At 59.3% G+C, this 24,548-nt stretch carries 24 protein-coding genes, 1 tRNA gene and 1 pseudogene; 19 read left to right on the top strand and 7 right to left on the bottom strand.

All coding sequences use genetic code 11. From position 1 onward, the window contains the following. The first annotated feature begins 16 nt into the window (after positions 1-16). The 6 genes from bamC (at position 17) to ACIPOO_RS26180 (ending at position 3,629) form a co-directional block, all read left to right on the top strand. Positions 17-1,132 carry an outer membrane protein assembly factor BamC gene (gene bamC, locus ACIPOO_RS26205; protein ID WP_400610850.1) on the top strand — a complete coding sequence of 372 codons (1,116 nt, stop codon included), beginning with the start codon at positions 17-19 and terminating at the stop codon, positions 1,130-1,132. Beyond that, the gene (locus tag ACIPOO_RS26200) at positions 1,133-1,891 is read left to right on the top strand and encodes an MBL fold metallo-hydrolase (protein ID WP_400610848.1); all 759 of its coding nucleotides are present in this window, start codon (positions 1,133-1,135) and stop codon (positions 1,889-1,891) included. Between the two features lie 74 nt (positions 1,892-1,965). Further along, entirely contained in the window at positions 1,966-2,679 is a 714-nt protein-coding gene (purC, locus tag ACIPOO_RS26195; RefSeq protein ID WP_085710248.1) for a phosphoribosylaminoimidazolesuccinocarboxamide synthase, read from the top strand. A 91-nt stretch (positions 2,680-2,770) separates the two neighbouring features. Continuing rightward, positions 2,771-2,860 (top strand) — tRNA-Ser (locus tag ACIPOO_RS26190). A 254-nt stretch (positions 2,861-3,114) separates the two neighbouring features. Beyond that, the gene (locus tag ACIPOO_RS26185) at positions 3,115-3,393 is read left to right on the top strand and encodes a hypothetical protein (protein ID WP_400610846.1); all 279 of its coding nucleotides are present in this window, start codon (positions 3,115-3,117) and stop codon (positions 3,391-3,393) included. After that, on the top strand, positions 3,390-3,629 hold the full coding sequence (locus ACIPOO_RS26180; protein ID WP_400610844.1) for a hypothetical protein: 240 nt from the start codon (positions 3,390-3,392) through the stop codon (positions 3,627-3,629). The genes ACIPOO_RS26185 and ACIPOO_RS26180 overlap by 4 nt, the downstream gene beginning before the upstream one ends. A 37-nt stretch (positions 3,630-3,666) precedes the next feature. On the opposite strand, the gene ACIPOO_RS26175 is transcribed toward ACIPOO_RS26180, so the two are convergent. Continuing rightward, complete coding sequence (locus ACIPOO_RS26175) at positions 3,667-4,614, bottom strand: tyrosine-type recombinase/integrase (protein WP_400610842.1); 948 nt, start codon at positions 4,612-4,614, stop codon at positions 3,667-3,669. Continuing rightward, positions 4,563-4,895 (bottom strand): Arm DNA-binding domain-containing protein, encoded by a 333-nt coding sequence (locus ACIPOO_RS26170; RefSeq protein WP_400610840.1) that lies wholly within the window; start codon positions 4,893-4,895, stop codon positions 4,563-4,565. Before ACIPOO_RS26170 ends, ACIPOO_RS26175 begins: the two co-directional genes overlap by 52 nt. A gap of 40 nt (positions 4,896-4,935) precedes the next feature. On the opposite strand from ACIPOO_RS26170, the pseudogene ACIPOO_RS26165 reads away from it, so the two are divergent. Beyond that, positions 4,936-5,097, top strand: a pseudogene (locus tag ACIPOO_RS26165) (DUF4113 domain-containing protein); the annotation flags it as partial. Positions 5,098-5,220: 123 nt separating this feature from the next. On the opposite strand, the gene ACIPOO_RS26160 reads toward ACIPOO_RS26165, so the two are convergent. After that, a complete protein-coding gene (locus tag ACIPOO_RS26160; RefSeq protein ID WP_400610838.1) occupies positions 5,221-6,120 on the bottom strand; it encodes a DUF6236 family protein in 900 nt (299 codons plus the stop codon). 211 nt (positions 6,121-6,331) lie between these two features. Next, positions 6,332-7,435 (bottom strand): hypothetical protein, encoded by a 1,104-nt coding sequence (locus tag ACIPOO_RS26155; RefSeq protein ID WP_400610836.1) that lies wholly within the window; start codon positions 7,433-7,435, stop codon positions 6,332-6,334. Positions 7,436-7,692: 257 nt separating this feature from the next. Between ACIPOO_RS26155 and ACIPOO_RS26150 the strand changes: the two genes are divergently transcribed. From ACIPOO_RS26150 to ACIPOO_RS26130, 5 genes are all read left to right on the top strand, one after another. Then, positions 7,693-8,238 carry a hypothetical protein gene (locus ACIPOO_RS26150; RefSeq protein WP_400610834.1) on the top strand — a complete coding sequence of 182 codons (546 nt, stop codon included), beginning with the start codon at positions 7,693-7,695 and terminating at the stop codon, positions 8,236-8,238. Between the two features lie 30 nt (positions 8,239-8,268). Next, a complete protein-coding gene (locus tag ACIPOO_RS26145; RefSeq protein WP_400610832.1) occupies positions 8,269-8,607 on the top strand; it encodes a hypothetical protein in 339 nt (112 codons plus the stop codon). Positions 8,608-9,018: 411 nt separating this feature from the next. Then, positions 9,019-9,414: a nucleotidyltransferase domain-containing protein gene (locus ACIPOO_RS26140; RefSeq protein ID WP_400610869.1), complete on the top strand. Its 396-nt coding sequence runs from the start codon at positions 9,019-9,021 to the stop codon at positions 9,412-9,414. After that, complete coding sequence (locus ACIPOO_RS26135) at positions 9,404-9,820, top strand: DUF86 domain-containing protein (RefSeq protein ID WP_400610830.1); 417 nt, start codon at positions 9,404-9,406, stop codon at positions 9,818-9,820. The genes ACIPOO_RS26140 and ACIPOO_RS26135 overlap by 11 nt, the downstream gene beginning before the upstream one ends. A gap of 151 nt (positions 9,821-9,971) precedes the next feature. Continuing rightward, positions 9,972-10,433 (top strand): hypothetical protein, encoded by a 462-nt coding sequence (locus ACIPOO_RS26130; protein ID WP_274134564.1) that lies wholly within the window; start codon positions 9,972-9,974, stop codon positions 10,431-10,433. A 196-nt stretch (positions 10,434-10,629) separates the two neighbouring features. Here ACIPOO_RS26130 and ACIPOO_RS26125 read toward each other — a convergent pair whose 3' ends face one another. Both ACIPOO_RS26125 and ACIPOO_RS26120 read right to left on the bottom strand, forming a co-directional pair. Continuing rightward, entirely contained in the window at positions 10,630-13,614 is a 2,985-nt protein-coding gene (locus ACIPOO_RS26125; protein ID WP_400610828.1) for a type III effector HrpK domain-containing protein, read from the bottom strand. A gap of 63 nt (positions 13,615-13,677) precedes the next feature. Further along, complete coding sequence (locus ACIPOO_RS26120) at positions 13,678-17,094, bottom strand: hypothetical protein (RefSeq protein ID WP_400610826.1); 3,417 nt, start codon at positions 17,092-17,094, stop codon at positions 13,678-13,680. Between the two features lie 703 nt (positions 17,095-17,797). Here ACIPOO_RS26120 and ACIPOO_RS26115 point away from each other — a divergent pair. The 7 genes from ACIPOO_RS26115 (at position 17,798) to ACIPOO_RS26085 (ending at position 23,626) form a co-directional block, all read left to right on the top strand. Then, positions 17,798-17,962: a hypothetical protein gene (locus ACIPOO_RS26115; RefSeq protein WP_268800027.1), complete on the top strand. Its 165-nt coding sequence runs from the start codon at positions 17,798-17,800 to the stop codon at positions 17,960-17,962. Positions 17,963-18,072: 110 nt separating this feature from the next. Continuing rightward, a complete protein-coding gene (locus ACIPOO_RS26110) occupies positions 18,073-19,008 on the top strand; it encodes an FHA domain-containing protein (protein ID WP_400610824.1) in 936 nt (311 codons plus the stop codon). Then, positions 19,005-19,364 (top strand): hypothetical protein, encoded by a 360-nt coding sequence (locus ACIPOO_RS26105; RefSeq protein WP_274134568.1) that lies wholly within the window; start codon positions 19,005-19,007, stop codon positions 19,362-19,364. Before ACIPOO_RS26110 ends, ACIPOO_RS26105 begins: the two co-directional genes overlap by 4 nt. A 56-nt stretch (positions 19,365-19,420) precedes the next feature. Beyond that, a complete protein-coding gene (locus ACIPOO_RS26100) occupies positions 19,421-19,714 on the top strand; it encodes a tetratricopeptide repeat protein (protein WP_400610867.1) in 294 nt (97 codons plus the stop codon). Beyond that, positions 19,711-21,852 carry a type III secretion system export apparatus subunit SctV gene (sctV, locus tag ACIPOO_RS26095; protein WP_400610822.1) on the top strand — a complete coding sequence of 714 codons (2,142 nt, stop codon included), beginning with the start codon at positions 19,711-19,713 and terminating at the stop codon, positions 21,850-21,852. Before ACIPOO_RS26100 ends, sctV begins: the two co-directional genes overlap by 4 nt. Positions 21,853-21,902: 50 nt before the next feature. Next, positions 21,903-23,183, top strand: a complete 1,281-nt coding sequence (locus ACIPOO_RS26090) for a type II and III secretion system protein family protein (RefSeq protein ID WP_400610865.1) — start codon at positions 21,903-21,905, stop codon at positions 23,181-23,183. Positions 23,184-23,197: 14 nt separating this feature from the next. After that, on the top strand, positions 23,198-23,626 hold the full coding sequence (locus tag ACIPOO_RS26085; RefSeq protein WP_400610820.1) for a hypothetical protein: 429 nt from the start codon (positions 23,198-23,200) through the stop codon (positions 23,624-23,626). Between the two features lie 11 nt (positions 23,627-23,637). On the opposite strand, the gene ACIPOO_RS26080 is transcribed toward ACIPOO_RS26085, so the two are convergent. Next, positions 23,638-24,420, bottom strand: a complete 783-nt coding sequence (locus ACIPOO_RS26080) for a tetratricopeptide repeat protein (RefSeq protein WP_400610818.1) — start codon at positions 24,418-24,420, stop codon at positions 23,638-23,640. Positions 24,421-24,548: the final 128 nt, after the last annotated feature.

Genomic DNA, 24,548 nt, shown 5'->3' with positions numbered 1-24,548 from the left:
GAGGAAGCACTACGCAATGAAGCGACTGGCCGGACTTTCCGCACTAGCCTTGATCATTTCCAGCACCAGCGGTTGCAGCTGGCTGTTCGGGCAGGACGGTTACTTCCGTGATCGCAGCAGCGATTACCTGGAAGCGACCCAGAAACCACCGATGCAATTGCCTGAAGGCATCCAGGAAGCCAAGCGCCTGGACCCTCTGCTGCCGATTCCGCGCAACGTCGCCGATGACACCCAGAAGGGTGAATTCAAGGTCCCGCGTCCGCAGCCGCTGTCCACCGTTGCCGAGTCCAGCGACTATTCGCTGCAGAAGAGCGGCGACAACCGCTGGGTCCTGGCGCAGCGCGCACCTGCCGAAGTCTGGCCGGTGGCCCACCAGTATTTTGAAGACAACGGTTTCCGCATCGCAGAAGACCGTCCTCAGACTGGCGAATTCAACACCACCTGGCAGCGTGCAGACGAACTGTCCGCATCGGTTGGCAAGCGCCTGGCCGGGGCGGGTGACAGCGCCAGCACCGAAACCCGCGTACGTGTTCGTATCGAACCGGGCGTGCAGCGCAACACCAGTGAAATCTACGTGGTCAGCGTCCAGCGTCCGGCTGGCAGCAGCGACGAACCTGCTTTCCCGTCGCGCAGCACCAACGTCGGCCTGGATTCGGTCCTGACCGACGACATGCTGGCAAGCCTGAGCCGCACTGCCGAGAAGGGCGGTTCGGTGTCCCTGCTGGCTGCACGTGATTACGACACCCCGAGCCGCGTCTCGCTGTCCGAAGACGGCAGCGGCAACCCGGTGCTGAACCTGGGCGCCGACCTGGATCGCGCCTGGTCAAGCGTGGGTCGTGCGCTGAACCAGGGTGACTGGCGCGTCGAAGACATCAACCGCAGCCTGGGCCTGTACTACATCAACCTTGCGGAAAAGGCCGACAAGCCCGAGAACAAGCCTGGCTTCTTCGCCCGCATGTTTGGCAGTGAAGAGACCAAGGAACAGAAAGAAGCCCGTGCCGAGCGTTATCAGGTTCGCCTGAGCAAGGTTGGCGACAACGTTCAAGTGACCGTCGAGAAGAACATCAATACCGTGGCGCCGGCTGAAATTGCCCGTCGCGTGTTGAGCGTCATTCAAGACAACCTCGGCTAAGTGCGTTTCGCGGTTCTTGGCAGCGGCAGCTGTGGCAACGGCACGCTGGTTGCGAGCAACGACACGTATGTCCTGGTCGACTGCGGTTTCTCCCTGAAGGAAACCGAACGTCGGCTGGACAGGCTGGGCGTCAGCGGTCATCAGTTGAGCGCCATCATGGTGACCCACGAACATGCCGACCACGTGCATGGCGTGGGTCTGCTGTCCCGGCGCTACGATGTACCGGTCTATCTCAGTGACGGCACCTTGCGTGGCATGCGCAAGCCGGTCGAGGCGGGAATGAAGCTGGTGGCGGGGCAGGGCGTGCAGATCGGCGGCCTGAACATCGATGTGGTCTCGGTGGCCCACGATGCGCTGGAGCCGACACAGTTCGTCTTCAACGACGGACGCCGCCGCTTTGGCCTGTTGACCGACCTCGGCTCGTACTGCCCCTCGGTGCTGGCCAGCTACAGCGGGCTGGATGCGCTGATGATCGAGTCCAACCACTGCCGTGACCTGCTGGCACGAGGGCATTACCCGTACTTCCTGAAACAGCGGGTGGGCGGGCAATTCGGACATTTGAACAACCACCAGGCCGCAAGCCTGGTGAGCGAGCTGGGATGGCAGGGCCTGCAACACCTGGTGCTGGCCCACCTGAGCAGCAAGAACAACCTGCCGCACCTGGCCCGGCAATGTTTCGTCGACACCCTCGGGTGCGATCCGGACTGGCTACAATTGGCCGATCAAGATTGTGGGCTCGACTGGCGCGAAATCGCCTGACATCCCGAATGGGCGACAGCCCGTCTATTTTTAAAGGGCACCTGCCCCGAACATTTCTGCAAGCGGAGCCCATCATGGAAAAACGTGAAGAACTCTACCGCGGCAAAGCCAAGTCGGTTTACAAGACCGACGACGCTGACCGCTTGATCCTGCTGTTTCGCAACGACACCTCGGCGTTCGACGGCAAGCGCATCGAACAGCTCGACCGCAAGGGCATGGTGAACAACAAGTTCAACGCCTTCATCATGCAGAAACTCGAAGCGGCCGGCATTCCGACCCAGTTCGACAAACTGCTGGCCGACAACGAAGTGCTGGTCAAGAAGCTCGACATGATCCCGGTCGAGTGCGTCGTGCGTAACTACGCCGCAGGCAGCCTGGTCAAGCGCCTGGGCGTCGAAGAGGGCATGAAGCTCAACCCGTACACCTTCGAACTGTTCCTGAAGGACGACGCCAAGGGCGACCCGTTCATCAACGAATCCCACGTCGTGGCGTTCGGCTGGGGCACCGCCGAGCAACTGGTACGCATGAAAGAACTGTCGCTCAAGGTCAATGAAGTCCTGAGCAAACTGTTCGACGACGCAGGCCTGCTCCTGGTCGACTTCAAACTGGAATTCGGCGTGTTCAGCGACGGCTCCATCGTCTTGGGCGACGAATTCAGCCCGGACGGCTGCCGCCTGTGGGACAAGGACACCAAGAAGAAAATGGACAAGGACCGCTTCCGTCAGGGCCTCGGTGACGTCATCGAAGCCTACGAAGAAGTGGCCAACCGCCTGGGCGTGCCCCTCTAAAAGAGAAACCGCCGCAAGCATCTGAAAAAACGCGAAAATTTTGAAAAAAAGGTTCGCGTTTTCACCCCAAGCTGTTATGATGCGCGCCGTTGGAGAGATGCCGGAGTGGCCGAACGGGACGGATTCGAAATCCGTTGTACTGGCGACAGTACCTAGGGTTCAAATCCCTATCTCTCCGCCATTATTGAATACGACTAAGCCTCTGAAATGGTTGAACATTTCAGGGGCTTTTTCGTTTCTGAGGATTTGTTTAGGGCAAATCTAGGGCAAAAAATCGACGCTATAAGCCGCTATAGGACTCCATGGGCCGTCCATCAATCGGTAGCGATCGCGCTAGTACGGAAGCAACCGAACGCCTGCTTCTGTGACGATATTTTGAATGGCGGGCGGGAAAGGCTGAAAGTACAATCAGCCGCCAATTTACGGAGGTGTGGTGTGAGCGAAAGCAAAGGACTGGTGAAAGCATCGATTCACTTGGTTGGCCATATCGCAGTTGGCACTGTGATGTTCGCCATCGTGGCTGGTGTAGCCACGGCGCTTGAGCTTTTCGTGCATTGGCTTCAGACGATGGGCGCGAGTGAGACCCTTGTGGATGTGCTGGGCAGAGTTGAGCGCCTTCTGTTGGTGCTCGACGTCGGGCTTTTTGTGATAATGTTGTTAGGTGCCACTTGGAAATTCATCCGAGAGATCTGGACTGAGGCTACTGAAAAATGAGTATGCTGAGAGATGAGTTCATGAAAGCTGCGAGAGAGACTCCTCGCATGTTTTTTGCTCCTCTGGTCGGGGCGGTCGAAGCCGTTTGGCGCGTGCTTGATGACTCGGCAGAGAAGGAACAAGAGAAAAAGAGAGGAAAGGTAGTTGTTATCCATCCTCGTAGTTTTCGTCGTTTCAGAAAAGCAGCGCATAAGGCCCGCGTAGAGGCAGAAAAGGCGGCTGACAAAACGGTATGATCGCTTTGTCATGAGTCTTTCGCGCACGGGGTGATCGCTATTTGGCACTGGGGTTCGCGACAAATCCCATCATTTCAGAAACCACTGCGGCTATGCTTTTTGTGTCCGCCGGTATCCAGCGCCCATAGTGCTTTTTTACCATCGTTGTGTCACTGTGCCCCAATTGTCGAGCGACCCATTCAACCGGTACGTAACGGGACAGCGCTTGGCTGGCGAAGGTGTGGCGGCACTGGTTTGCACCGCGGTGGCGAACTTCCGCTTTTACCAGGTGCGCGGTGAACCAGTTGCTGATGGTCTTGCCGCTCCAGAGCAGTACACTGGTTGAGCTACGAAATAGGAAGTGCAGACGCTCTTTGCGTTTGGTGATGTTATCCCGCTGCACTATCTCAATCTCTTCCGACGCGTAATCGGTGCTGTCCGCCATCAACTGGCGCAGCAGCTCTAGTGCTGGCTTGATCAGCTCGACGACCAGAATCCGTGAACGCTCTTTGGGTACTTTGAACTGTCCGCTCACCAGCGCCCGTCTGATCGACACTCTGCCGTTCACCAGGTCTACATCTTCTCTAGCGAGCGCTATCAGCTCGGACAACGAAAGTCCGGTCCAACTGTTAAACGGGATCATCCGTGCGTCTTTCTCGCGTTCTGGGTAGGCATCGGCAATGAGGGCAAGTGCCTCGTGGGAAAATGGATCGGCAGTCTCACTGTCAGCATCGATCTGAATATTTGTGATGCGGTCGAGTGGATTGGTTTTGATGACGCCGTCTGCAAACGCATCGGCCCATATCCCGCGCACAATGGTGAAGATATCGTTGACGGTCTTCGGAGCCGGGCCCTGTTTTAATAACCGGGCCTGCCATAGTTCAAGTTCACTTTTGCTGATGTCAGTGAAGCGTCTCTGAGCGAACTTCGCCTCTACGTGATTCGCCTTGCTGACTAGTTGTCGAAAGTGCTTTTGGCCTTTCGAACTTCCTGAACCTCCAACCACTTAACTAGCCCGTCTTTCACGGTGTGTTTTAATGACACGCCGGGGTTAAGTGACCAGGTAGCTGCCCTGGGGGTGCCAGGAAAGTGCGCCGCGTAGTCGAAGCGCCCTTCCTTGATCTCCGCCAATATCGTGCGGCGCTTGTGGTCGGCGTAAGCAATCGCGGCCTTGTTCACCTTCACAATTCCGGTGAGCGGTTCGCGACAGCGCTGGCCGTGCAGTTGGAAGACAATTCGCAGTTGCTTGCCGTTCATCTCTACGCCGGTGGGCAGCTTATCAGTCACAGCTGTCCACCCATCCAGCGTTCGATCTCTTTGCGGCCGGAAAGTGATGGGGGTGCTGGATGAGATCAACGGAAGGTGGGGGCCGGGGACGTTGCGGGCGGCAAGCGTGCCGGCGGATCCGGACTGGGCGATGCGCCGGGAGTTGATGAGTCAGAGCTTCACGACACGACTCGATCAGCTCTGGGTAGTGTCTGCCAAGTAATGGTGAGGGTGTTCGTCTCTGCACAAAATGGAAGGGGCGTGGCACAATGTAGGCAGCAACCTGATGGGTTTCCATCCCCGTAGCGGGGATGAAAAATGCTCGTGGTTGCCTTGGGCTTGGGTTTTAGAAAAGCTCTTTTTGTGCTTGATATAAATACTTATAAGGAGAAGTGGGTCGTTTGATGCCTTTAAACTTAAATTGAGGGTTGATCTTTATGAGGCTGGAAAAACCGGCTGCAATTGTTCCAACCATTTTTTCAGTTTCGCTCAGGCCTATTGAATCTAGATTTTTCCAAGCCTTGCTTCCTACCTCAATTGCTTTCGCGAAGTCAGTATTCATATCTACTTTCAGATCGGATAGATAAATTGGAATTTGTGACTCTTTGGTGGTTTTGAAGAGGTCAACACACGCCAAGTCAAGCTCTTTCAACTTCTGCTTCAGCGTGTCAGCGCTGTCTATAGATGCGCTTATTTCTTGGGTCATCGCTTCCAGATGAGTCCGGAACGCGATTAATTCTGAACGCCTTTTAGCTTTAAATTCCAATATTTCCGCCAGCGGTACTTCGCTGGAAGGCAACGGAATTGCATTTATCAACTCGATCCGGGTGCCTTCAGATTGCTCAAGCAGGTGACCTGCGACGGTTAGTGAGTTCACGCCTCCGGCTAGGCTCCACATACCTGGCTGATCCGCCTCCGCGCTTTCTAACGCCATCATTTGAGTGGTAATGGCTGCATCTGCGAAATTTCCATAAAGGTTAAAGCTTGGCCGATCCATAATGCCAGATGCTTCAAGAAATTTGGCGTCTGCATCACTTCGATTATGTATCAGGTTATTCGTTGGCCATATAAGTCGATCCCAGTAAAATAAGCTAGCGCGCAGGTCGCCTTTATCCAATGTGCTTGATCGAAATGAAATACCTTTTCCATCAACATGTGATGGCGGTGTAATAATCACACCTCGCATCTTCGGTTTGGGTTTACCAAAATCAGGGTCATACTTTTTGCGCCACTTTGCTTCGCCCACAGTCTTTACTCCTTATGCAAGTATGATCCAGCATCTAAATGCGATGCGGGGTTACAACCCAGTGGTGAAGTCCAGGCCTTCGCACTGGCGGACCCAGCAAGCTTGCATGGCCTCCAACAAAACCCTCCACTGGGAAGGGCCTATATTCACCTCCGTGGCGGGTAGTCGAAGCCAGCGAGGTGAGTTGTGCTCAAGAATTAGACATCGTTCATTATGGGGCAGCATGGCGTCTTCTCGAGGCGGAAATCAGTTCGGAAAGTTTCTTATCAAGCGTATGAAGAGTTTCTTTAGTTGCGTCGGGAAGTGATGTGATAAACGGAAGTTCCACTACCGGTGCTGGGTGTTCGTCAACTGTCTCGCAAATAATCACTTGTACTATCGGTTTGGTTTTTGCGATTTTAAGGAGATTGGCTTTGCGATGGTCAGGTATCGTTTTTCCATTCTGATAAAGGATAATTAGAAATGAGCAATTGGCCCCCAGTTCAGATCGATCAAGCGCGCCCTCCAGCGGTCCAGATCCTCCTTGGATCCCGATATCTCGAAAATGATGAACGATGCTGCTACTGATTTTTCTGGTTTCATGTTTCTCGCTACACAACTCTACTAGGGAGAATCTATGGCCTGTCCACTCTTTGAAATCAAACGCCGCTGGCGTCAGATTCTCCGTTGGGAGAATTGCCATTAGAAATGATTCGCAGAAATCTGTGATCTCATTTCCATATACAAATCCGCGCGCTTTTAATGCCGCAATATTCAGAGCTTCTACGGTCCCTGCCCTCGGGCTGTCAATCGCCTCGCTCGCCTCTAGTTTTCCGAGTCCATGGGAAGGTTTTATGGAGTGCTTAGTCATTACGTACAGCCTGCCGAGCAGGTCAATTTGGTCCCATGTCAGTTCTTTTAGGGAAAGTATGTAATGGCGCTTAATATTATATGGCACTATTCCTTTGGCGACTGATTTTGCGAGCCGGCCATATAAGCCATTCTTTTCCATCTCAATATCATTCAGACACGCATCTAATAAAGAGTGGTAATCTGCTATATCGATTGAGGAGTTTAATATGGTTTCATCTATGGAGTTGCTGTTGTCGCCCAGCATTGCTATGTGAAACTTTGCAATCTTCAGGTCCTGTCTTTCTAGTAAATATTTTCTGACTTCATCAATTGCCAGCTTAGTGAAATCATATGCAGCATTTGCACCAGGTACTCCGCTGTTCGAAAGCACAGTGGAGGTCACCAAATCGGCAATTCTTAGGGTCGTGGATTTCTCAGGTTTTTTTAGAAACTCCAAGCCCGCCTTCCCTAAAACAGATTTCATGGATCAGGTTTCCTCAGTGTGGACGCCTAGGTTCGCTTGCAGCTTAGCAAGCCACGATAAAAAAGCCTCCAGGTGGACTGAGCTTGGTTCAATTCGGCCACGCGAAGAAGCGTTCAGCGGGGTAAATCTGGGCGTACTGTGTGCGGCGGACACGGGAAGTGTCAGGGCCAGAGGTCTGCGATTGAAGAGTTGGCTGGGTGATAGCGGATAGCCCGTAGTCGTGAGTAAAATCGGCTATCACTCATAAGGGATCGATCATGAAAGCATGGATTGCGGTTGCACTCCTCTCGGGTATCAGCGGCTATGCCATGGCCGGAGACGCAAGCGAGCTTACCGCCGCGCAAGTGGTAACATCGCTTTTAACCATAATTGGCGCGATATGCGTGTTCATCGTCAGTCAGGTGGTGCTGAAGCTTGTCATTGAGCCTGTGCAACAGTTGAAGGCCGCGATAGGACTGGCTGCAAATACTCTCCTCCGCTATCAGGGCAAGATCACGAATGCTTCCACGGATGAGGAGGTAGCACAAATGGTCAAGAGTCATGCTGCCGATCTGATGTCGAAGGCTGAAGTCATCTCCGGCTATTGTCTTGCCCGCTGGGTGTTTGGCCTCCCTACACGCAAGGACATTCGTAGCGCTGCCCAAGAATTAAATCTGATCGGGTACAGCCTTCTCAGCGCGTTTACTCAGCATCAGGAACCCCACGAGAGGCCAACCGACATATTCAAATTGGCAAAGAGCAATTCAGAAGCCCTGTCTAAGGTCGCCAAGCTACTGAAGGTCAGCACCAGCTACCCCGGTTAGTCACTGGAAACGCATAGCAAGGAAGACCAGATGAAAGAGTGGGTCAAAGCAGCAGCACTAACAACCCTGTTTAGCACTGGGGCGGTAGCTCAACCTATGGTGTACGGGTTGGGCACGCAAGGGTGCGGCAAATACGTTGCTGCGACTGACCAATCTCGACGTGGCGACTCTCAGGCGATCTATCAGTACATAACTTGGATGTCTGGCTTCATCAGCCACGCGAGTGCTGTTGATGGTACCGAATATTTCAAAAACTCAGATACAGATAGCATCGCGCTTTGGCTAGAGAGGTATTGCCGCGCTCACCCTCTGGAGCCGTTCAGCACTGCGGTTGTTCACTTGATGCTTGAGCTAACCAAGAAGCAATAGGCCTTTGTCCTGAAACCCAGCCCGCCGAAGTGTAGAAATTGTGCAGTGGTGTCAGTCTGGTTTCTCGCTGAAAAATAACGATAGGCGAAGGGTGGATTTGCCGGACCTCTATGCAGTGGCGAGCGAGCTGGAACCTAAGGTGTCTTGGCTACGGGTAATATTTTAGGGCATATTTAGGGCAAATCAGGGGCCGCTCGAGGCTTGTCTGCGGCTTGAATTGTCGGTGAAAACCTTGATAATTGTGGCCTCAGGCGGGCTATGGTGATATCCGGTCGGGTTCAAATCCCTATCTCTCCGCCATTACAAATAAAGCCCCAGAAGTTATGCTTCTGGGGCTTTTTGTTTTTCTGCGTCAGAAAAATCTGGACGCAAGACTCTACTCGCCGCGGTCAAGGGTGTCAGGGCATGATGATGGACGTTGAGAAGCTTTCCCGGCATCTGCAGGACTCGATGCCTGATCTCCAGGCGATATACCTTTTCGGCAGCTACGTCAGCGGTGATTTTCAGTCCCATAGCGACCTTGATATGGCCGTTCTGCTGAAGACCAAGTGCAATCCTGTGGCCTTGTGGCGGTTGTCCGGTGAGTTGGCGGATATTGCTGGAGTGCCGGTCGATCTGGTCGATCTTCGGGCTGCCTCGACGATCATGCAGTATCAAGTACTTATTACGGGGCGGCGGATATGGGTTGCGGACAGTTCAGTGGGGCTGTTCGAGGCATTCGTGCTGAGCGAGAAGACGGATCTTGACGCTGCCAGAGCAGGCTTGCTGGAAGATGTTCAAAAGGAAGGGGTGATTCATGGCAGATGATGTATTGATCAACAAGGCTGCGACGATCGAGCGCTGCGTTGCCAGAGCGCGCGAGGAGTATGAGAAGGGTCCGTCCTCGTTCGCGACCGATTTCACCCGCCAGGATGCTGCGATTCTCAATATCCAGCGAGCCTGTGAAGCTGCCCTGGACATGGGCCAGCACCTCATCCGCCGAGAGCGCCTGGGCATTCCTCAAAGCGCTCGGGACGTCTTTGAGTTGTTGTGCAGGGGAGGGTGGCTGGAGGCTTCGTTGCTCACGACGATGAAGAACATGGTCGGCTTCAGGAACATCGCAGTCCACGAGTACCAGACGCTGCAGTTGCCAATCACGGTGGCGATCATCACTCAGCATCTCGACGATTTTGTGCGTTTCAGCTCCTTTGTGCTGACGCGGGATGCGGTCTGATTCAGTGGCGGAAGCGCCGCTTTTTGTGAAATCTCCCCCACCCTGTGAAACGTTGTGAAGCCCCGCAATAAAGGCGATTTGCCCATGCTAACGTCCTCGGCGGGGTATCGTTAGTGTGACGGTGCCATCATTCGAGTGAGGGAGCAGCGCAATGAGTACCGTATCGCCTACCGGCAACCAGCCAAGCAGCCAGAAATCCTCGACGACGGCGTTCGATGACAAGTTGAACATCGCCAAGTCCAGCAAGATCATTGCCGATTACATGAAGCAGAACGGCAAGGGTGCGATCACCAGCCAGGATCTGGCGAAGCTGGCCAGTGATACGTCGGGCAAGGTGCCTGCCGATGTGTCGAGCGCGGCGCAGTACATGCAGCGTCATCCGGATGTGTTCACCGCCATCGAGACCCATGACGTGGCCGGTGCCGATAACCTGTCGGGCGTGTGGAACTTCGAATGGGCAGCCAGCGGCGGCCTGAACGGCACGGCGACCGATGCTATCGCCAAGATGCAGGACACCTTTGATCTGGCCATCGCCAAGTCGGCGCAGATCACTGAGCTGACCACCGGCAAGAAGGCTGAGCTGGACTCGACCAAGCAGCGTCCGAGCAACTGATTTCAAAGCGCTGGTTACAAAAAAATCCCCAGGTCATGGCCCGGGGATTTTTTGTCCGAAGTATAAGAATGACGTTCATGCCTTGTAGGAGCGCGCTTGCCCGCGATCCAGTTTGCCAGTCACATTGAGCGTGACTGACAAATGGCTATCGCGGGCAAGCGCGCTCCTACAGGATGTATGGCGAAGCTTGATCAGGTCATGAGGTCCAGGTTTCGCCACCCGGCCAATCCTTGGTCGGGATGTCGCTGATGGTGCCGTCCTTCACGCCGTCGATGCCGTAGCGTTCGATCGACCCGCCCAGCACCTGGGCGAAGTGGTCGGCCTTGGCCTGTTGCTGGCCTTCCTTGACCAGCCCTGGGATGATGGCGCCGAGCACCGCCACGCCAGCGCCCAGGAAGCCCAGAGCCCCCGCCACGGAAGCCACTGCGGGCAGGAAGCGTGTGACGCCCAGCAGCGCCATGCTGCCCTCTGCGACCGACGCCGAGCCTGCCAGGATACCCAACGAGCCTGCTGTGATGCCGAAGCCGCCGGTCAGTGTGTCGCCTCGACGAATCGCCTGCACGCCGTCGAAGATGCCGTACGCCCCCGCTGCGATGCCGGCCAGGCCGCCAATACCCTTGGCGCTTTCTTCGAAGTTCTTCGCGATGTTCTTGTAGTTCTTGCCGTCCTTGACGTTGTCCTTGATCTTGTCGAGCTGGTGGGCGGGCAGGTTGTTGTCGGCGACCAGTTTATTGCCTTTCTCGATCGCGCCGTCCAGGTACTGCTGATAGGCCTTGGAGCCGCCCTCGGTGAGCACGGTGGTGGTCTGTACCGAGCCGGTGGTGATGTCGGAGATGTTCTTGTCCGAGAGTTTGCCGCCGTTCTGGGTCCCGCGAGCGATGGTCACGCCAGCCAGGAACAGGCCACTCACGGCGTGCAGGGTGCCACTGCCGTAGGCGCCCTTGGCATCGCCGCTTGGGTCGAAGTCAGACAGTTTGCCCATCTTGTCCAGGAACTTGGTGCCCTGACGGAACATGTCCCAGTTGCCACGGAAACCCGCGACGATCTGATCGGTGGTCGCAACGCTGCCGTCTTCGTTCATCAGCAGTTCGGGGGAGTCGTTGCGGATCTGGTCGATGCGCTCGCGCAGTTTGTCTTCGTCCAGGTCGGCGCCGCCATCCTTGCCATAGGCGGCTTTGAGGTCGTCGAAGCTCGAGCCCTTGAAGGCGTTTTCCTGAGCGATGCTGGAGAAGTTGTCGTTGAGCTGCTTGTCGAACTGGTTGGTGAATTTCGGGTCCAGCGCACCGTTGTACAGTGCCACTTCCAGGCTGAACGTGCTGCCGGCCGCTTCAGGGGGTTCGGTCTTGAGCAGTTCACGCAGGCGGTCGCCCGAGGCCAGCGAGTCCTTGTAATACGCCTGGATCGCTTCGTTATGGGATGACTTGCCCACGGCGGCCTGGATATCCGCGGGATCGCTGATGCCGAGCATCGACTGGTAACTCTGTGCCGTCGCATAGAAATTGGCCAGTGCTTCGGGCTGGTTGGTCTTGCCGTCCTGGGTGGAGGCGTCCCACGCGGCGTCCAGCGCCTTGCCGGACTTGATCTGGTCCTCGTAGGTCTTGGTCACGGCGTCCTTGAGGCCCGGGTTGGAGTCGAACAGCGACTTGATCGACTCGTCCCCCTTGTTCTTGATGTACTCGGCCGTGGGCTTGTCGTTCTGCAGGATGCTCATGTGGTCGTTGATGTCCTGCAGAACCTTGTCCGGCTCCCAGAACGCGCCAGATCCGTTGGCAATCGCCACCTTGCCGTAGTCATCCCCCCACATTCCGGCCTTGGCGCCCTCGATCACCAGCTTCTGGGCGTTTTGCAGATCGAGCAGCACGGCGGCTTTTTCTTCTGCGGAATATTTTTCAGGATGTTCGAAGACGTCCTTGCCCAGTTTGCTGGTGTCGACATTCGCCGTGACGTTGCCCGAGACGACAGTTGACAGCAGCGCGCTCAGGCCGGTGGCGTCGGCCGGGGCGGAATCCTTCAGCCAGGTCTGGATGTCCGCCTTGCTGGCTTTGCCGTCAGCACCGCCGGCCAGGAGTTTGCTGGACGTATCAAGGATCTTGAACGCACCCGGTTGCGACCAGAAATCCAGTGCGGCCTTTTCCTTGTCGGACAGCTGCCCATTGGCGTCCTTGTAATCCTTGATGTTCTGCGCGGTCAGCGTATCGCCGGCGTCGGTCTTGCCGCGGATCGAGTCGTACTTCTGTTCGAGGATCGCCGCGTACTCGGCGATTTCCTTGGACCCGGCGTCGGCATCCGGCTTGGCCTTGAGGTAATCCTTGTAGCTTGCGATGTCTTCGCTGGCCTGGGCCTTGGGCAGGGATTCGAAGCCGTACTTGCCGAAGTCCTGGAGGCGTCCGGCTTCGGTGCCGTGCTTGGCTTCGCCGCTTTTGGTAAAGCCGTCAACACTGCTGTTGGCGACGTCATCGCCGGTGAGGACCTTGCCGTTCTCGTCGTAGCCGACGATGCGATCCAGCACCTGGCTTGCGCGAAAGGCTGCATCAGGGTCTTTTTCGAAGTCGCCGACCTGCTCCTTGAGCATGTCTTTCACGCCGCTCTGGTTGCCCAGGTTCTTCAGCAGCGGGTTGTCGTCAATGATGTCCTGGGCCGAGCGGGTGTCACCTTCCGGGCGCTCCCACTTGATCCCCAGGGCCTCGGCCTTCTCTTTGGAGGCGCTGTTGTCGCCCGCCGTTTCAATGTGCTTAAGCTCGCCCTTGAGGTTTTCGAAGCCGTACTTGCCGAAGTCCTGGAGACGGCCGGCCTCGGTCCCGTGCTTGGCGTCGCCGCCTTTGGTGAAGCCGTCGACTCTGCCGTTGTTCACGTCCTTGCTCGCGATGCGACTACCGCCCTCGTCCAGTTGTTCGATGTGATCGAGCACCTGGGTGGCGCGATAGGCCGCGTCACGGTCGGTTTCGAAGTCACCGACGCGCTCCTTGAGTTTGTCCTTCACGCCGCTCTGGTTGCCGAGGTTCTTGAGCAAGGGGCTGTCGTCGATGATCTGTTCGACCGTGCGATGGTCATCCTTGGGCAGTTGCCATTCGATGCCGGCATCCTTGGCTTTGGCGCGGTCGACGGCGTCGCCCCAGAGGGCGTCTGATTTGCCATCGACAACGGCGTTGGTCTTGGTGACTTCGTTGACAGCGAGGGACATTTGGCAGGCTCCTGGACTGAAACGGTGAACGCCGCGTACCTGGCGGGACGCGGCGTGAGGGTGTTATTTCTTGTCGTAATCGACGTGCAGTTCGTCGTCCAGGCGGTTGCTCGACGAGCCGCCTTTCTGTGGCGTTTCGTCGAAGTGCTGCCACTCGGCGCTCTGGAAGCGGAACAGGCTGTCATCGGGCGGGGCTTCGCGGCCGCCGTAGTTGTGGATCGAGTAGTGCAGGTACTCGACCTTGTCGCCCCAGTTGTCCTGCAACAGGCCGTCGGCGGCGAGGTCGCGGTACCAGTCGTTTTCCTTCTCGCTGGCCTTCTGCTTTTTGTTGTGGTCGACGAAGTAGCCGATGATCCCGCCGATCACTGCCAGCACAACGCCAACCAGGAAGAACGGCCCGGTCAGCGCCGCCGCCGACCCTGCGCCGACCAGTGCTGCGGCACCCAGCACACCGGCCGATGCGCCGAACGCACCTGCGGCGATCTGCAGGCCACCGGCGGCCTTGGCCAGCGGGTCACCGGTTTCGACGCCGCTCTTGATGGTGAACGCGCCGAGCACGATGTCGGCAAAGCCGCCCACCACGTCGGAGGCCGGGCCCAGCACCTTGATGACCGAGCCTGCGATTTTCGCGGCCTTGCCGGCACCCAGTTTCGCCGCACCGGCGCCCGACACCGCATCGTCCAGACGTTGGGTGATGCCGCCCTGGATCTTCTCGGCGTCGGCGAAGGTGCCCTTGCCATCGCCCAGGATGTTGGAGATGTCCGGGGTGATGTCCAGCGCGTTGCCGATCTTGGTCTTCAGCGCTTCGGACAGCTTGGGATCGCGCACATCCACCAGTGGTGACTGGATGCCTTGCTTGCCCCAGATTTCCGGCAGGGTCTTGTCCAGGCCGAGGAAATCGACCATGCCGCCTTTGCCCACCAGGTCGGCGACAGCGTCACCCAGCTTGACGAAGTGGTTGCCGGCGCCGGCGAAACTCAGGAAGTCCTTGGCGATGGCCAGGCGTTGCTGCGGGGTTTCCGCGAGCTTGCCGCCGTTGCCTGCCAGCTGGTAGATCCCGGAGAACAACGAGACACCGGCGCCCATGGAGCCCAGGATGCCCTTGGTGTTGAGCGCGCTGAATACCTCGCCCAGAGTGCCGCGGTCGGCAATCGGTACGTAGGACTTGGACAGCGCGGTCTTGATGTCGGCCTCGGTGACCTTGCCGTTGGTCTTGTAGGCTTCGCCCACTTCTTCCAGCGCCTTGGTGACGGCGGACAATTTCTTCTTGTCCCCCAGACCCTCTTCAAGAAACTTCTCGATGACTTCCTGGGTACGGCGTGGCAGGTCGAGCAACTCGCCCTTGAGCACGCTTTTGAGCAGGCCGAATTCGTCTTTGGTCGCCAGTTCCTTGTTCTCGTCGGAGATCTTGCTCGGGTCGGCGATCAGGTCGTTCAGGTCACTGGTCAGGCCGTCGGCCTGGATCGACTGCGCGGCCTTGGTGGCAGCGTCCGGATCGAACAGCGACAGCGAGGTCAGGGTATCGCTGAGGTCCTGCTGTGCTTCGTGCTCCTTGCCCTGTTTCTGCAGGTCCTTGAGGTAGGTGACGTAATCCGGGTTGTTGGTGAGGTCCAGCAGCTTCTGCTTGATCTCGTCCTTGTTCGGCAGGCGGTTGATGGCGCCGTCCATCTTCGACTTGTAGTCGGCGCTGACGGTCGGGTCGGAGAACAGGGTGCCGATCTGCTCCTGCAGTTTCCCGCCGTCGATGATGTCGTGCATGTCGGCTGAGGTCAGCTCGGTCTGCTTGTCATCGAACACCCGCCAGGTGCCGCCAAAGGCGCCGGGTTCTTCTTCGTAGCCGGTCAGGCCGCGACCGTTCTGGTAGGCCGCCTGGGCTTCCAGAGCACGGACCAGCTTGGCGCGCGGGTCGTCCTTGGCAATCGAGCCGTCCTCGACGCCCTTGCGGTAGTCGTCGAGCAGCTCCTTGGTCGCCAGCTCGCTGACGGTCAGCTCCGGGGAGTTCTCGTCCTTGTCGTCGGCTTTCACGCCCGTGCCCAGGCTGAGCACGTCCAGTTCGTCATGGGACGGCAGGCCGGCCTTGCTGCGTGTGTCGTCGACTTCGGTCTTGGTCCAGGCTTCCCACTTGGCGACCACGTCGTCATACAGTTGCGGGCTCAGTTCCTTGGAGACGATGACCTTGCCTTCGCTGGTCTCGTAGCGGATCAGACCGTCGCCCAGTTCGTCCGGCGAGCCGAAGGTGATGTCGGTGTTTTTCAGGAAATCGTTCGGTCCTGCCAGTTTGTAGCCTTCGTCCTCGCTCTTGTGGATCTTGCCCCAGGTCTCGTTGGCGGTGCTGGCGCTTTCGAACAGCTCCGGGGTCAGGTCCCTGGATACCACGACCTTGGTGCCGTCATGCAGCTCGTAGGTCAGCGTCTCGCCTTCCTGGCCCACGGTCCAGTTGAAGTTCTTGTAGTCATTGAGGCCCGGCACCGGCGTACCGCGGTCGGCCAATACGGCGCCGTCGGACACCGCGGTATTGATGTCGGCGGATTTGGCCGGATCGTTGATGACTTCGTGCAGCGAGGTGAGGTAGTCGAACAGTTGCGGGTTGTCATCGCGGGCCACTACCACCTTGTCGGTGTCGGTGTTGTAGCGGATCAGGCCCGGGCCGACCTCGTCCACCTCGCCAACCGCCGTGCCGGAGTAGGGCGGCCAGACTTCGTTGTCGGTCGCTCGGCGATAGCCATCGGCCTCGCTGGCGCTGATCCCGCTCAGGGTGTCGTAGGCGTCGTTCACGGCCTTGAACAGAGTCGGATTGTCGCGTTCGGAAACGATGTGCTTCTCGCCGTCCTGGGTCACGTAACGCACCACTCCCGGCCCGACTTCGTCGGCAGGGCCGATGCTCAGGTAGTCACCAGTCTTGGGCGGCTTGGCGTCGCCTGCGACCTGTTTGTAGCCGTCCGCTTCGCTGGCATTGATGCCCGACAGCGCCTTGAAGTCCTCGGCGACCTGCTTGAACAGTTCAGGGTTTTCCTGTTCGGCGACGATCACCTTGGTGCCGTCCTGCAGTTCATAGCGGATCAGCCCCGAGCCTTTTTCATCCGGCGGCCCGATGTACTTGTAGGCGCCGAGGGTTTCCGGTGGCGGAGCATCGCCAGCGGTGAGTGTGTAGCCTTCATCGCCGCTCTGCTTGATCGCTTCCAGGGCCGGGCGGTCATTGACCACCTGCTGATAGAGCTTGGGGTTGGTGGCCTTGCTCACCAGCACCTGCTCGCCGTCCTGAGTGGTGAAACGCACGATGTCGGCACCCACGGTGCCCGGCTCCTCGATGGACTTGTAGTCCTTGAGGGCCGGCGCTTTTTCATCGGCGGTGGCAGGCCGGTACTGGTCGGCGTTCTTTACGCTGCTCTTTAGAAATGCGGTAAAGGGCGTCTTCGGCGCCACTGCGCCCCGTGTCAGGTTTTTCGGATCGAGAGTGCTGTTCAGGGGGAGAGTGGACATCGGGTAGAACTCCTGTTGGAACCGCTCGGGCGGTGACGCAAGGGCCTGTCTGAACGGTCAAGTTATCGTGTTGTTCTCACGGGTTTAAAGTTGGAAGCCGCCTGTGAAAGTGTGCCGGGTCAGACCGGTTAGTTGGGCGTACTGGACGAATAGATGAGGTGCCTGATCTCGTGCAGAATCATGTTGAATCATGAATGCATTGAACTCCAGACAGACATCTACCGTCGGACTTGAACTAACGAACGGCTGGAACCCTATCAGAGTGTCGAGGCGCGGAGCGTACTGTGCGCAAGTTTTCACAAGATTTCACAACCTGGCTGGGCCGCGTGAATCAAGGCTTCTGGCCAGTATTGTCGCCGTGAGATGCGCAGTAAAACTGGCGTCGATTTTCAGTCGTCGCGACAACGAATAAAAATAAAGTTCAAACTCGGGCCCGGAAAAATGCGAAATTGGGACGTGAGTTCAAATATCAGCCGCCAGGCTTAATGTGACAGTTCAGCGCTCCCTAGTTGCCGGATGGGTGACGGATATGACGTTTCACAAGTTTTCACAGCGGTGAATAATTTCATCTGCGTAGTATGGATTCGTGCACTGACGTAACGCCGAAGTTCATTTGTAATAAACCGGCCTTACGGTAATGCACGAATGATCCATGTGCCGCAATGCGGCTGAAGACATCCCCATCCCTGTAAGGAGAAAGAAAATGGCAGAAGTCCCTCCAGCAAGCTCCGGCGGCGGCGCAGACGCAGCGATCGCGAAAATGGAAGCCACCTTCAACATGGCTATCGAGAAGTCGGCAAAGATCACCGAGCTGACCACCGCCAAGAAGGCTGAGCTCGACGCGACCAAGCAACGTCCTCAGAACTGATGTGCTCATGCGGGCAGCTGCAAGGCTGCCCGCATGTTTTTTCTGGCATCACCCGATTTTTTTTGCGTCTACCTCGCCATTGCCTGCACGCCTGATTCGGGTAAACCGACATGACAGCCCAGATTTCACTGACTTCCGTGCCTGCGCCCTTGGCGCCGGGAATGAGCGCTCCCCAACTGCGTATCACCCATGGCCTGCACCAGGGTGTGTGCCTGTCTCTGGACAAGGCCGCCTATGTCATCGGCAGCGCTGGTGCTGCGGACCTGCTGCTGTGTGACGCCGGTGTCGTCGAGCGGCACATGGCCCTGCGGTTTGCCAATGGTCAGGTGGCGATCGAAGCGCTGGGCGGCGAAGTGATCGTCATCGGCCGTCACGCCCGGGAAATAAAAGTGCCAGTCGGCAGCGGCCACCGCACCTATTTCCCGGTGGACATTCGCCTGGGCGAGGCACGCCTGACGTTGACCGATACCGCCGCTTCACCGGCCCATGCCGCCCCTCTCAAATCGAGCAAAGCGCTCAAGCCGCACTGGATCGTCGCGCTGCTGCTGATGTTCCTGTGTGTGGGTGCGTTTGCCTTTCGCGGCGAAGCTGTCGCGCCGACCGAGGTCGCGCAAGCCCCTGTGCCTGCGGTCAGCAACGACCGTCAATCGCCCGGTACAGCAGAGGCGGGCGTGTGGCTGGAGAAACAAATGGCGGCGGCAGGCCTGAACCAGATCAAGGTCAGCGAAACCGGCGGCCAACTCAGCCTGCAAGGCAGCTACGACCCGGCCAGCAAGCCGCGCTGGATGAGCGTGCAACAGGCCTTCGACAGCCGCTACGGGCAGTCGGTCGTGCTGCATGCCGAGGTGACGCCGCGCGCAGAAATCGCAAGGCCAAGGGTGCGTTTTCAGGCGATCTGGTTCGGTCCCAATCCCTACGTCGTCAACGAGAGCGGCAAGCGGCTGTACCCAGGCGCGGCGCTGGCGGACGACTGGACGCTGGAGCGCATCGAGAACGATCAGGTGATCCTCGCCCGTGGCGAAGAGCGGTTCACCTTCACCCTATGAAAATCGATCCGCGCCCGACGCTGCCCACGATTTCCGAAAAAACCCCTGCGGTCGACGCCGTCCAGCCGGTCCATCAGCGCCAGGGTGCGCGCTTCGAAGCGGTCCTGAGCAAGCGCGAAATCCGCGCCCGCCGCTCATTGCGGGGCGATGTCGAAAGCGCCTCGTCCACCACCGGCATCAGCCCTGAACTGTTTGGCACCGCGCGGTCGGTGGAGCTTCTGGAATATGTGCTGGAGCAGGTGGTGCCGGAGCTGGACGCCGAGCCCCAGGTGAAGGAACTGGCCCAGGCGCTGATTCGTGAAGAGATCGACCTGCGCCGCAGCCTTGAAGAACAGCGCGCCGAGGCTCAGGCCTGATGCCGGTGAACAGGTCCACTCGTCAAAGCCAGGATGCCGTCGAGCTGCTCAAGGGCATGGGCGAGCTGTATCGCCGGGGCGGCCAGGTGCAGCGAGGGCTGGTGATGCTGCTGATCGCCGCGCACCTCTCGCCTGACGATCCGGCGTTGCTGCGCAGCCTGGCGACCGCCTTCACCGCCGGCGGGCAGCCCGACCGGGCGCTGCGCGCGATTGACCGGCTGACCAAGATCGAAGGCGATTCGCCCGACCTGTTGCTCTTGCGCAGCCGGGCCCTGTGGCGGGCGGCGCGCAAGGTCGAGGCGCGGCAATGCTTCAAAGACTATCTGATCGCCCGGAGAGCCGCGCAATGATGCTCATGAACCGCTTCAACGACCTGGCCCGGATTGCTGCGGGGCGCAGTGACGTGATCATCGTCGCGTTCATGCTGATGGCCATCGTCATGATGATCATCCCGCTGCCGACCTGGCTGGTGGACGTGCTGATCGGCCTCAATATCTCGCTGAGCATCCTGATCCTGATCGTCGCGTTCTACATCTCGCACTCGGTGGAGTTTTCCGCGCTGCCGCCGCTGATTCTGTTGAGCACGTTGTTCCGCCTGGCGCTGTCGATCACCACCACGCGCCTGATTCTGCTCGACGGCAACGCCGGTCATATCGTCAAGGCCTTCGGTGATTTCGTGATCGCAGGGCAGGTGGTCGTGGGGCTGGTGGTGTTCCTGATCATCACCGTCGCCCAATTCGTGGTCATCACCAAGGGCGCCGAGCGGGTGGCCGAAGTCGCTGCGCGCTTTACCCTCGATGCGATGCCCGGCAAGCAGATGAGCATCGACAACGACCTGCGCAACGGCGACATCGACCAGCACGAAGCCCGTCGCCGTCGCTCGCGTCTGGAGCGTGAGAGCCAGATGTTCGGGGCGATGGATGGCGCCATGAAATTCGTCAAGGGCGACGCCATCGCGGGCCTGGTGATTCTTGCGGTCAACCTGTTGGGCGGCATGCTGATCGGCATGCTGGAGCGCGACATGCCGTTTGGCGAAGCGGTCCATACCTATTCGCTGCTGACCGTGGGCGACGGGCTGATTGCGCAGATTCCCGCGCTGTTGATTTCGGTAGCGGCCGGTACCGTGGTGACTCGGGTCAACAGCGACAGCGCTCAGGGCAACCTGGGCAGCGAGATCATCCAGCAGTTGGGTAACAGCCATATGGCCTTGGGCCTGACCGCCTTGATTCTGCTGGGCGTGGCGCTGCTGCCGGGCTTTCCGGCGTTTGTCTTCATCGGGCTGTCGGCGCTGCTGGGCGCTTCGGCGTGGGTGATTTACCGTCGCAGCCGGGTCATCGAGGCATCGCCCGAAACCGAGGTGATGGAAGCGCCGGAGGTCGAGTACGAAGCACCGGAGCCGGTGCCGATGCTCAGCAAGCCGCTGGACAGCCGCATCCTGCTCAGCCTCGGTTCCAGCCTCGCACTGGCAGCACCTGCCCAGCCATTGCGCCAGCGCATCGAAGCCCTGTGTCACGAAGTGCGTGGTGATCTGGGTATCGAGGTGCCGGTGCCTGACGTATTCGTCGACCCGGCCATGGCCGCCAATCGTTTCGTGATTGAGCTTGAAGGCGTGCCGGTCAGCGAGGGCGAGCTGCCGACGGACTGCCTGTTGCTCAAGGACGATCCGGTGCATGCGCAATTGCTCGACGTGCCAGCCCTTGAGGCGGACTCACCGCTCAGCCGCCGGCCTGCGCAATGGATCGAGCAGCATCATCAAAACAGCTTGCAGGAGGCGGGCGTGGCCTTCATGCGCGCCGATGAAGTGCTGGGCGCGGTGGTCGAGCGCACCCTGCGCCGCTATGCCGCGGACTTCCTCGGGATCCAGGAAACACGAGCGATTCTGGAACGCCTTGAGGGCAGCTATGGCGAACTCATCAAGGAAGTGCTGCGCAGTGTGCCCCTGCAACGTATTGCCGAAACCTTGCGCCTGCTGATCGCTGAGGGTGTGTCGATCCGCAACCAGCGCGCGCTGCTTGAGGCGATGGTGGAGTGGGGCGGCCGTGAAACCGATGCGATACGCCTGGCCGAACAGTTGCGCGTGGCGCTGGCACGGCAGATCAGCCACCAGTTCGCCGACCGCAACCGGGTCATCAGCGCCTTCGTGCTGACCCCGGGCCTGGAAGAGCAATTGCGCACCACCCTGCGCCGTCAGGAAAACACCCGTGACGCCTTTTCCGAACACACCAACCGCGCCTTGCTGGTGCAGTTGCGCCACGCCTGCGAGCGGCTGTCCGAACAACAGGACACCGTGTTGCTGGTCCATCCGGAACTGCGCCGGGCGATGCGTCGCCTGATCGTGCGGGGCGAACTGGAGCTGGCGGTGCTGTCCTTCCGCGAACTGGCCGGCGAATACAACCTGCAGGCCGTGGGCACGGTCAGCCTCAACGAAATCACCGACCGCCGCGCGCCCAGCGGCGTGGCCAATACCCCCATGGCGACTGCCTCATGATCTGTTCTTCTCTGTTTCGCTTGCGTGGTTTCTTCGGCATCTGTGTGGTCATGCTGGCTGCGTTGACGGGGCCGTCGCTGGCGCTCGCCCAGAACATCACCCGTGGCAGCACCGGCACGGTTGACCTGGCCTCCGGTGAAGGGCGCATCCTCAACTTCAAGGCGCCGGTGGATTCGGTGATGGTCGCCGAACCCGGCATCGCCGATTTGCAGGTGGTGTCTCCCGGCGTGATCTACGTGTTCGGCAAGGCGCCCGGGCAGACCAGCCTGATCGCCCTGGGCACCGACGGTGAACAGATCGCTTCGCTGAGCCTTGCGGTCAGCAGTAACACCACCGCCGTCAGCCGCCCACTGCAAAGCCTCAACCCCGGCAGCACCGCACGCATCGAAGGCGCGGGCAACCGCGTGCTGGCCAGCGGCAGCGTCAAAAGCGTAGGCGAGGCGACCGACCTCAACGCCCTGCTCAGCACCGAAGGTCAGGACTTCAAGACCGCGATCAACGGCGCGTCCTACCCCGGCTCTGCCCAGGTCAACATCCGCGTGCGCTTCGCCGAAGTGTCGCGTTCGGAGCTGCTGCGTTATGGGGTCAACTGGAATGCGCTGTTCAATAACGGCACCTTTTCCTTTGGCCTGCTGACCGGTGGCTCGCTGGCGGCCGATGCAGCCAGCGGCGCATCCAATGTCATCAGTGCCGGGCTGTCTTCGGGCAACGTCAACATCGACGCCATGCTCGAAGCCCTGCAAAGCAATGGCATCCTGGAGATTCTGGCGGAGCCCAACATCACCGCCATGACCGGCCAGACCGCCAGCTTCCTGGCCGGTGGCGAGGTGGCGGTGCCGGTGCCGGTCAATCGTGATCTGGTGGGCATCGAGTACAAGCAATACGGCGTGTCGCTGCTGTTCAGCCCCACGGTATTGCCCAACGAGCGCATCGCCCTGCAAGTGCGCCCCGAAGTCAGCAGCCTGATGGGCTCAAGCACAGTCAATGTCAGCGGCTATCAGGTGCCTTCGTTCCGGGTGCGGCGCGCCGACACTCGGGTAGAAGTCGGCAGCGGCCAGACCTTCGCCATCGCCGGGCTGTTCCAGCGCGAAAGCAGCCAGGACGTCGAGAAGGTGCCGATGCTCGGCGAGATGCCGATCCTGGGCAACCTGTTCCGCTCCAAGCGCTTCCAGCGCAACGAAACGGAACTGGTGATTCTGATCACGCCGTACCTGGTGCAGCCGGTGCGCACTCGCACCCTGGCCACGCCCCTCGACGCCCGCCCCGAAGGCGCGACCACGGCGTCCGCCGGGCCGCGCAATGGCGGCATGTTCGGGTTCTACCTCAAATGAGCGGGGGATCAGCCATGAAGCGCGCAACGTCTGCATCCGTTCGCCCGGTCACTGTGCTGGGCCTGGCGCTGATGCTCTTGAGCGGCTGCCAGACCCATCTGGAGCCTGCCTCCTATTCGCCGGACTACCGGGCGATGACCCGCGCCGACGGGCGTGTCGAACTGATCCCGGATGAATGCCTCAAGCCGTCGGTGGAGGACAAGTTCGACACCGACGAAGAGACCTATGTGCCGTTGCTGCCGCCGGGCTGCGCCAACAACCTGACCTTGCTGCAGATGGTCGAGCGGCGCGAGGACCTGCTGCAGGGCCGGGCAAGCGGACCGACCATGGCCGCGCCCGTCGGGCGTGCGGCGCAGGTGTACATCGATGGTTATGACCGCGAGGAACTGCGCCGACGTCAGTCAGAGCAGCAGGCGACTGTCGACAAGCAGGAGCGCCAATGACCGTGTCGCGCTCAATGGCTGTCGATCAGACCCAGTTCCCGGGCCTGGGCCTGCGGGTCCTTGATGGATTTGATCCGCTGGGCTTCGGTCAGCAGCTTCTGCCGGTCGGCGGCCGGGATGTCGTCAAGGCGCAGCGCCTGCACGTCGCTGTCCTGTCCGGCCAGCACCGTCACCAGCAACTGGTTGCGTTGATGGCGGGGCAGGGCACGGGCCGAATTGGCGACGCTGCCGATGGTGTCCAGCGCCTGACGCGACTGGCCGCCCAGCGCGTAGGCCAGGGCGAGGTTGCAGCGGGTGTCGAGATCGTTGGGGGTCAGCGCGAGACTCTTGCTGAACGCGGCCTGGGCTTCGCTGGCCTGGCCACGCAGGATCTGCGCGATGCCCAGACGGTTGAGCGCTTCGGGCTGATCGGCGTGGGCGCTGGCCTGGGTCAGCACGGTGACGGCGCGGTCCAGTTTGCCTTCGCGCAATTGCGCGGTGCCCAGTCCCAGCAGCGCTGCGGCGTCGTTGGGCTCAAGTTCCAGCGCCTGCTGGTAGGCGCGCTCGGCACCCCGTGCGTCGCCGCTGGCCAGGCGCGTTTCGCCAAGCTTGAGCCAGGCCTGTTGCTGCGCCTGGGGCTGTTGCGTGGCCTTCTCGTAGAGCCCGGCTGCGGTGGCTGGGTCACCGCGTTTTTCAAGGTCGGCGGCCAGGCGCATGAAGCGTTCGTAACTGCTGTCGGCCGCCGGCTGGCTGGCGCAGGAGGCGAGCATCACGCTGCCGGACAACATCAGGGTACGCAGGAAACGGTTGGACATGGACAAGGCTCTTGGGTCGAGAACGGCGGGGCCTCGAAGCGATCGCTCAGGCTCTCTGCGCGATCGGGTCGGCTCTCCCGAAAGGGCCTCCATTCTATCCACTTGAGGCGTGATGGCGACCGTTATCT

The sequence above is a fragment of the Pseudomonas sp. NPDC090201 genome (genome assembly GCF_044746825.1).
GTDB classification, from domain to species: Bacteria; Pseudomonadota; Gammaproteobacteria; order Pseudomonadales; family Pseudomonadaceae; genus Aquipseudomonas; species Aquipseudomonas putida_AD.
The sequence above is the reverse complement of the archived record's forward strand: the minus strand, read 5'-3'. Positions and strand labels throughout refer to the sequence as shown.

Bases quoted from the DNA above. Each gene is read 5' to 3' on its own strand.
- bamC (WP_400610850.1), top strand. From the start codon at position 17: ATGAAGCGACTGGCCGGACTTTCCGCACTAGCCTTGATCATTTCCAGC.
- purC (WP_085710248.1), top strand. From the start codon at position 1,966: ATGGAAAAACGTGAAGAACTCTACCGCGGCAAAGCCAAGTCGGTTTAC.
- ACIPOO_RS26180 (WP_400610844.1), top strand. From the start codon at position 3,390: ATGAGTATGCTGAGAGATGAGTTCATGAAAGCTGCGAGAGAGACTCCT.
- ACIPOO_RS26155 (WP_400610836.1), bottom strand. From the start codon at position 7,435: ATGAAATCTGTTTTAGGGAAGGCGGGCTTGGAGTTTCTAAAAAAACCT.
- ACIPOO_RS26150 (WP_400610834.1), top strand. From the start codon at position 7,693: ATGAAAGCATGGATTGCGGTTGCACTCCTCTCGGGTATCAGCGGCTAT.
- ACIPOO_RS26145 (WP_400610832.1), top strand. From the start codon at position 8,269: ATGAAAGAGTGGGTCAAAGCAGCAGCACTAACAACCCTGTTTAGCACT.
- ACIPOO_RS26140 (WP_400610869.1), top strand. From the start codon at position 9,019: ATGGACGTTGAGAAGCTTTCCCGGCATCTGCAGGACTCGATGCCTGAT.
- ACIPOO_RS26135 (WP_400610830.1), top strand. From the start codon at position 9,404: ATGGCAGATGATGTATTGATCAACAAGGCTGCGACGATCGAGCGCTGC.
- ACIPOO_RS26130 (WP_274134564.1), top strand. From the start codon at position 9,972: ATGAGTACCGTATCGCCTACCGGCAACCAGCCAAGCAGCCAGAAATCC.
- ACIPOO_RS26125 (WP_400610828.1), bottom strand. From the start codon at position 13,614: ATGTCCCTCGCTGTCAACGAAGTCACCAAGACCAACGCCGTTGTCGAT.
- ACIPOO_RS26120 (WP_400610826.1), bottom strand. From the start codon at position 17,094: ATGTCCACTCTCCCCCTGAACAGCACTCTCGATCCGAAAAACCTGACA.
- ACIPOO_RS26115 (WP_268800027.1), top strand. From the start codon at position 17,798: ATGGCAGAAGTCCCTCCAGCAAGCTCCGGCGGCGGCGCAGACGCAGCG.
- ACIPOO_RS26110 (WP_400610824.1), top strand. From the start codon at position 18,073: ATGACAGCCCAGATTTCACTGACTTCCGTGCCTGCGCCCTTGGCGCCG.
- ACIPOO_RS26105 (WP_274134568.1), top strand. From the start codon at position 19,005: ATGAAAATCGATCCGCGCCCGACGCTGCCCACGATTTCCGAAAAAACC.
- ACIPOO_RS26100 (WP_400610867.1), top strand. From the start codon at position 19,421: ATGGGCGAGCTGTATCGCCGGGGCGGCCAGGTGCAGCGAGGGCTGGTG.
- sctV (WP_400610822.1), top strand. From the start codon at position 19,711: ATGATGCTCATGAACCGCTTCAACGACCTGGCCCGGATTGCTGCGGGG.
- ACIPOO_RS26090 (WP_400610865.1), top strand. From the start codon at position 21,903: ATGCTGGCTGCGTTGACGGGGCCGTCGCTGGCGCTCGCCCAGAACATC.
- ACIPOO_RS26085 (WP_400610820.1), top strand. From the start codon at position 23,198: ATGAAGCGCGCAACGTCTGCATCCGTTCGCCCGGTCACTGTGCTGGGC.
- ACIPOO_RS26080 (WP_400610818.1), bottom strand. From the start codon at position 24,420: ATGTCCAACCGTTTCCTGCGTACCCTGATGTTGTCCGGCAGCGTGATG.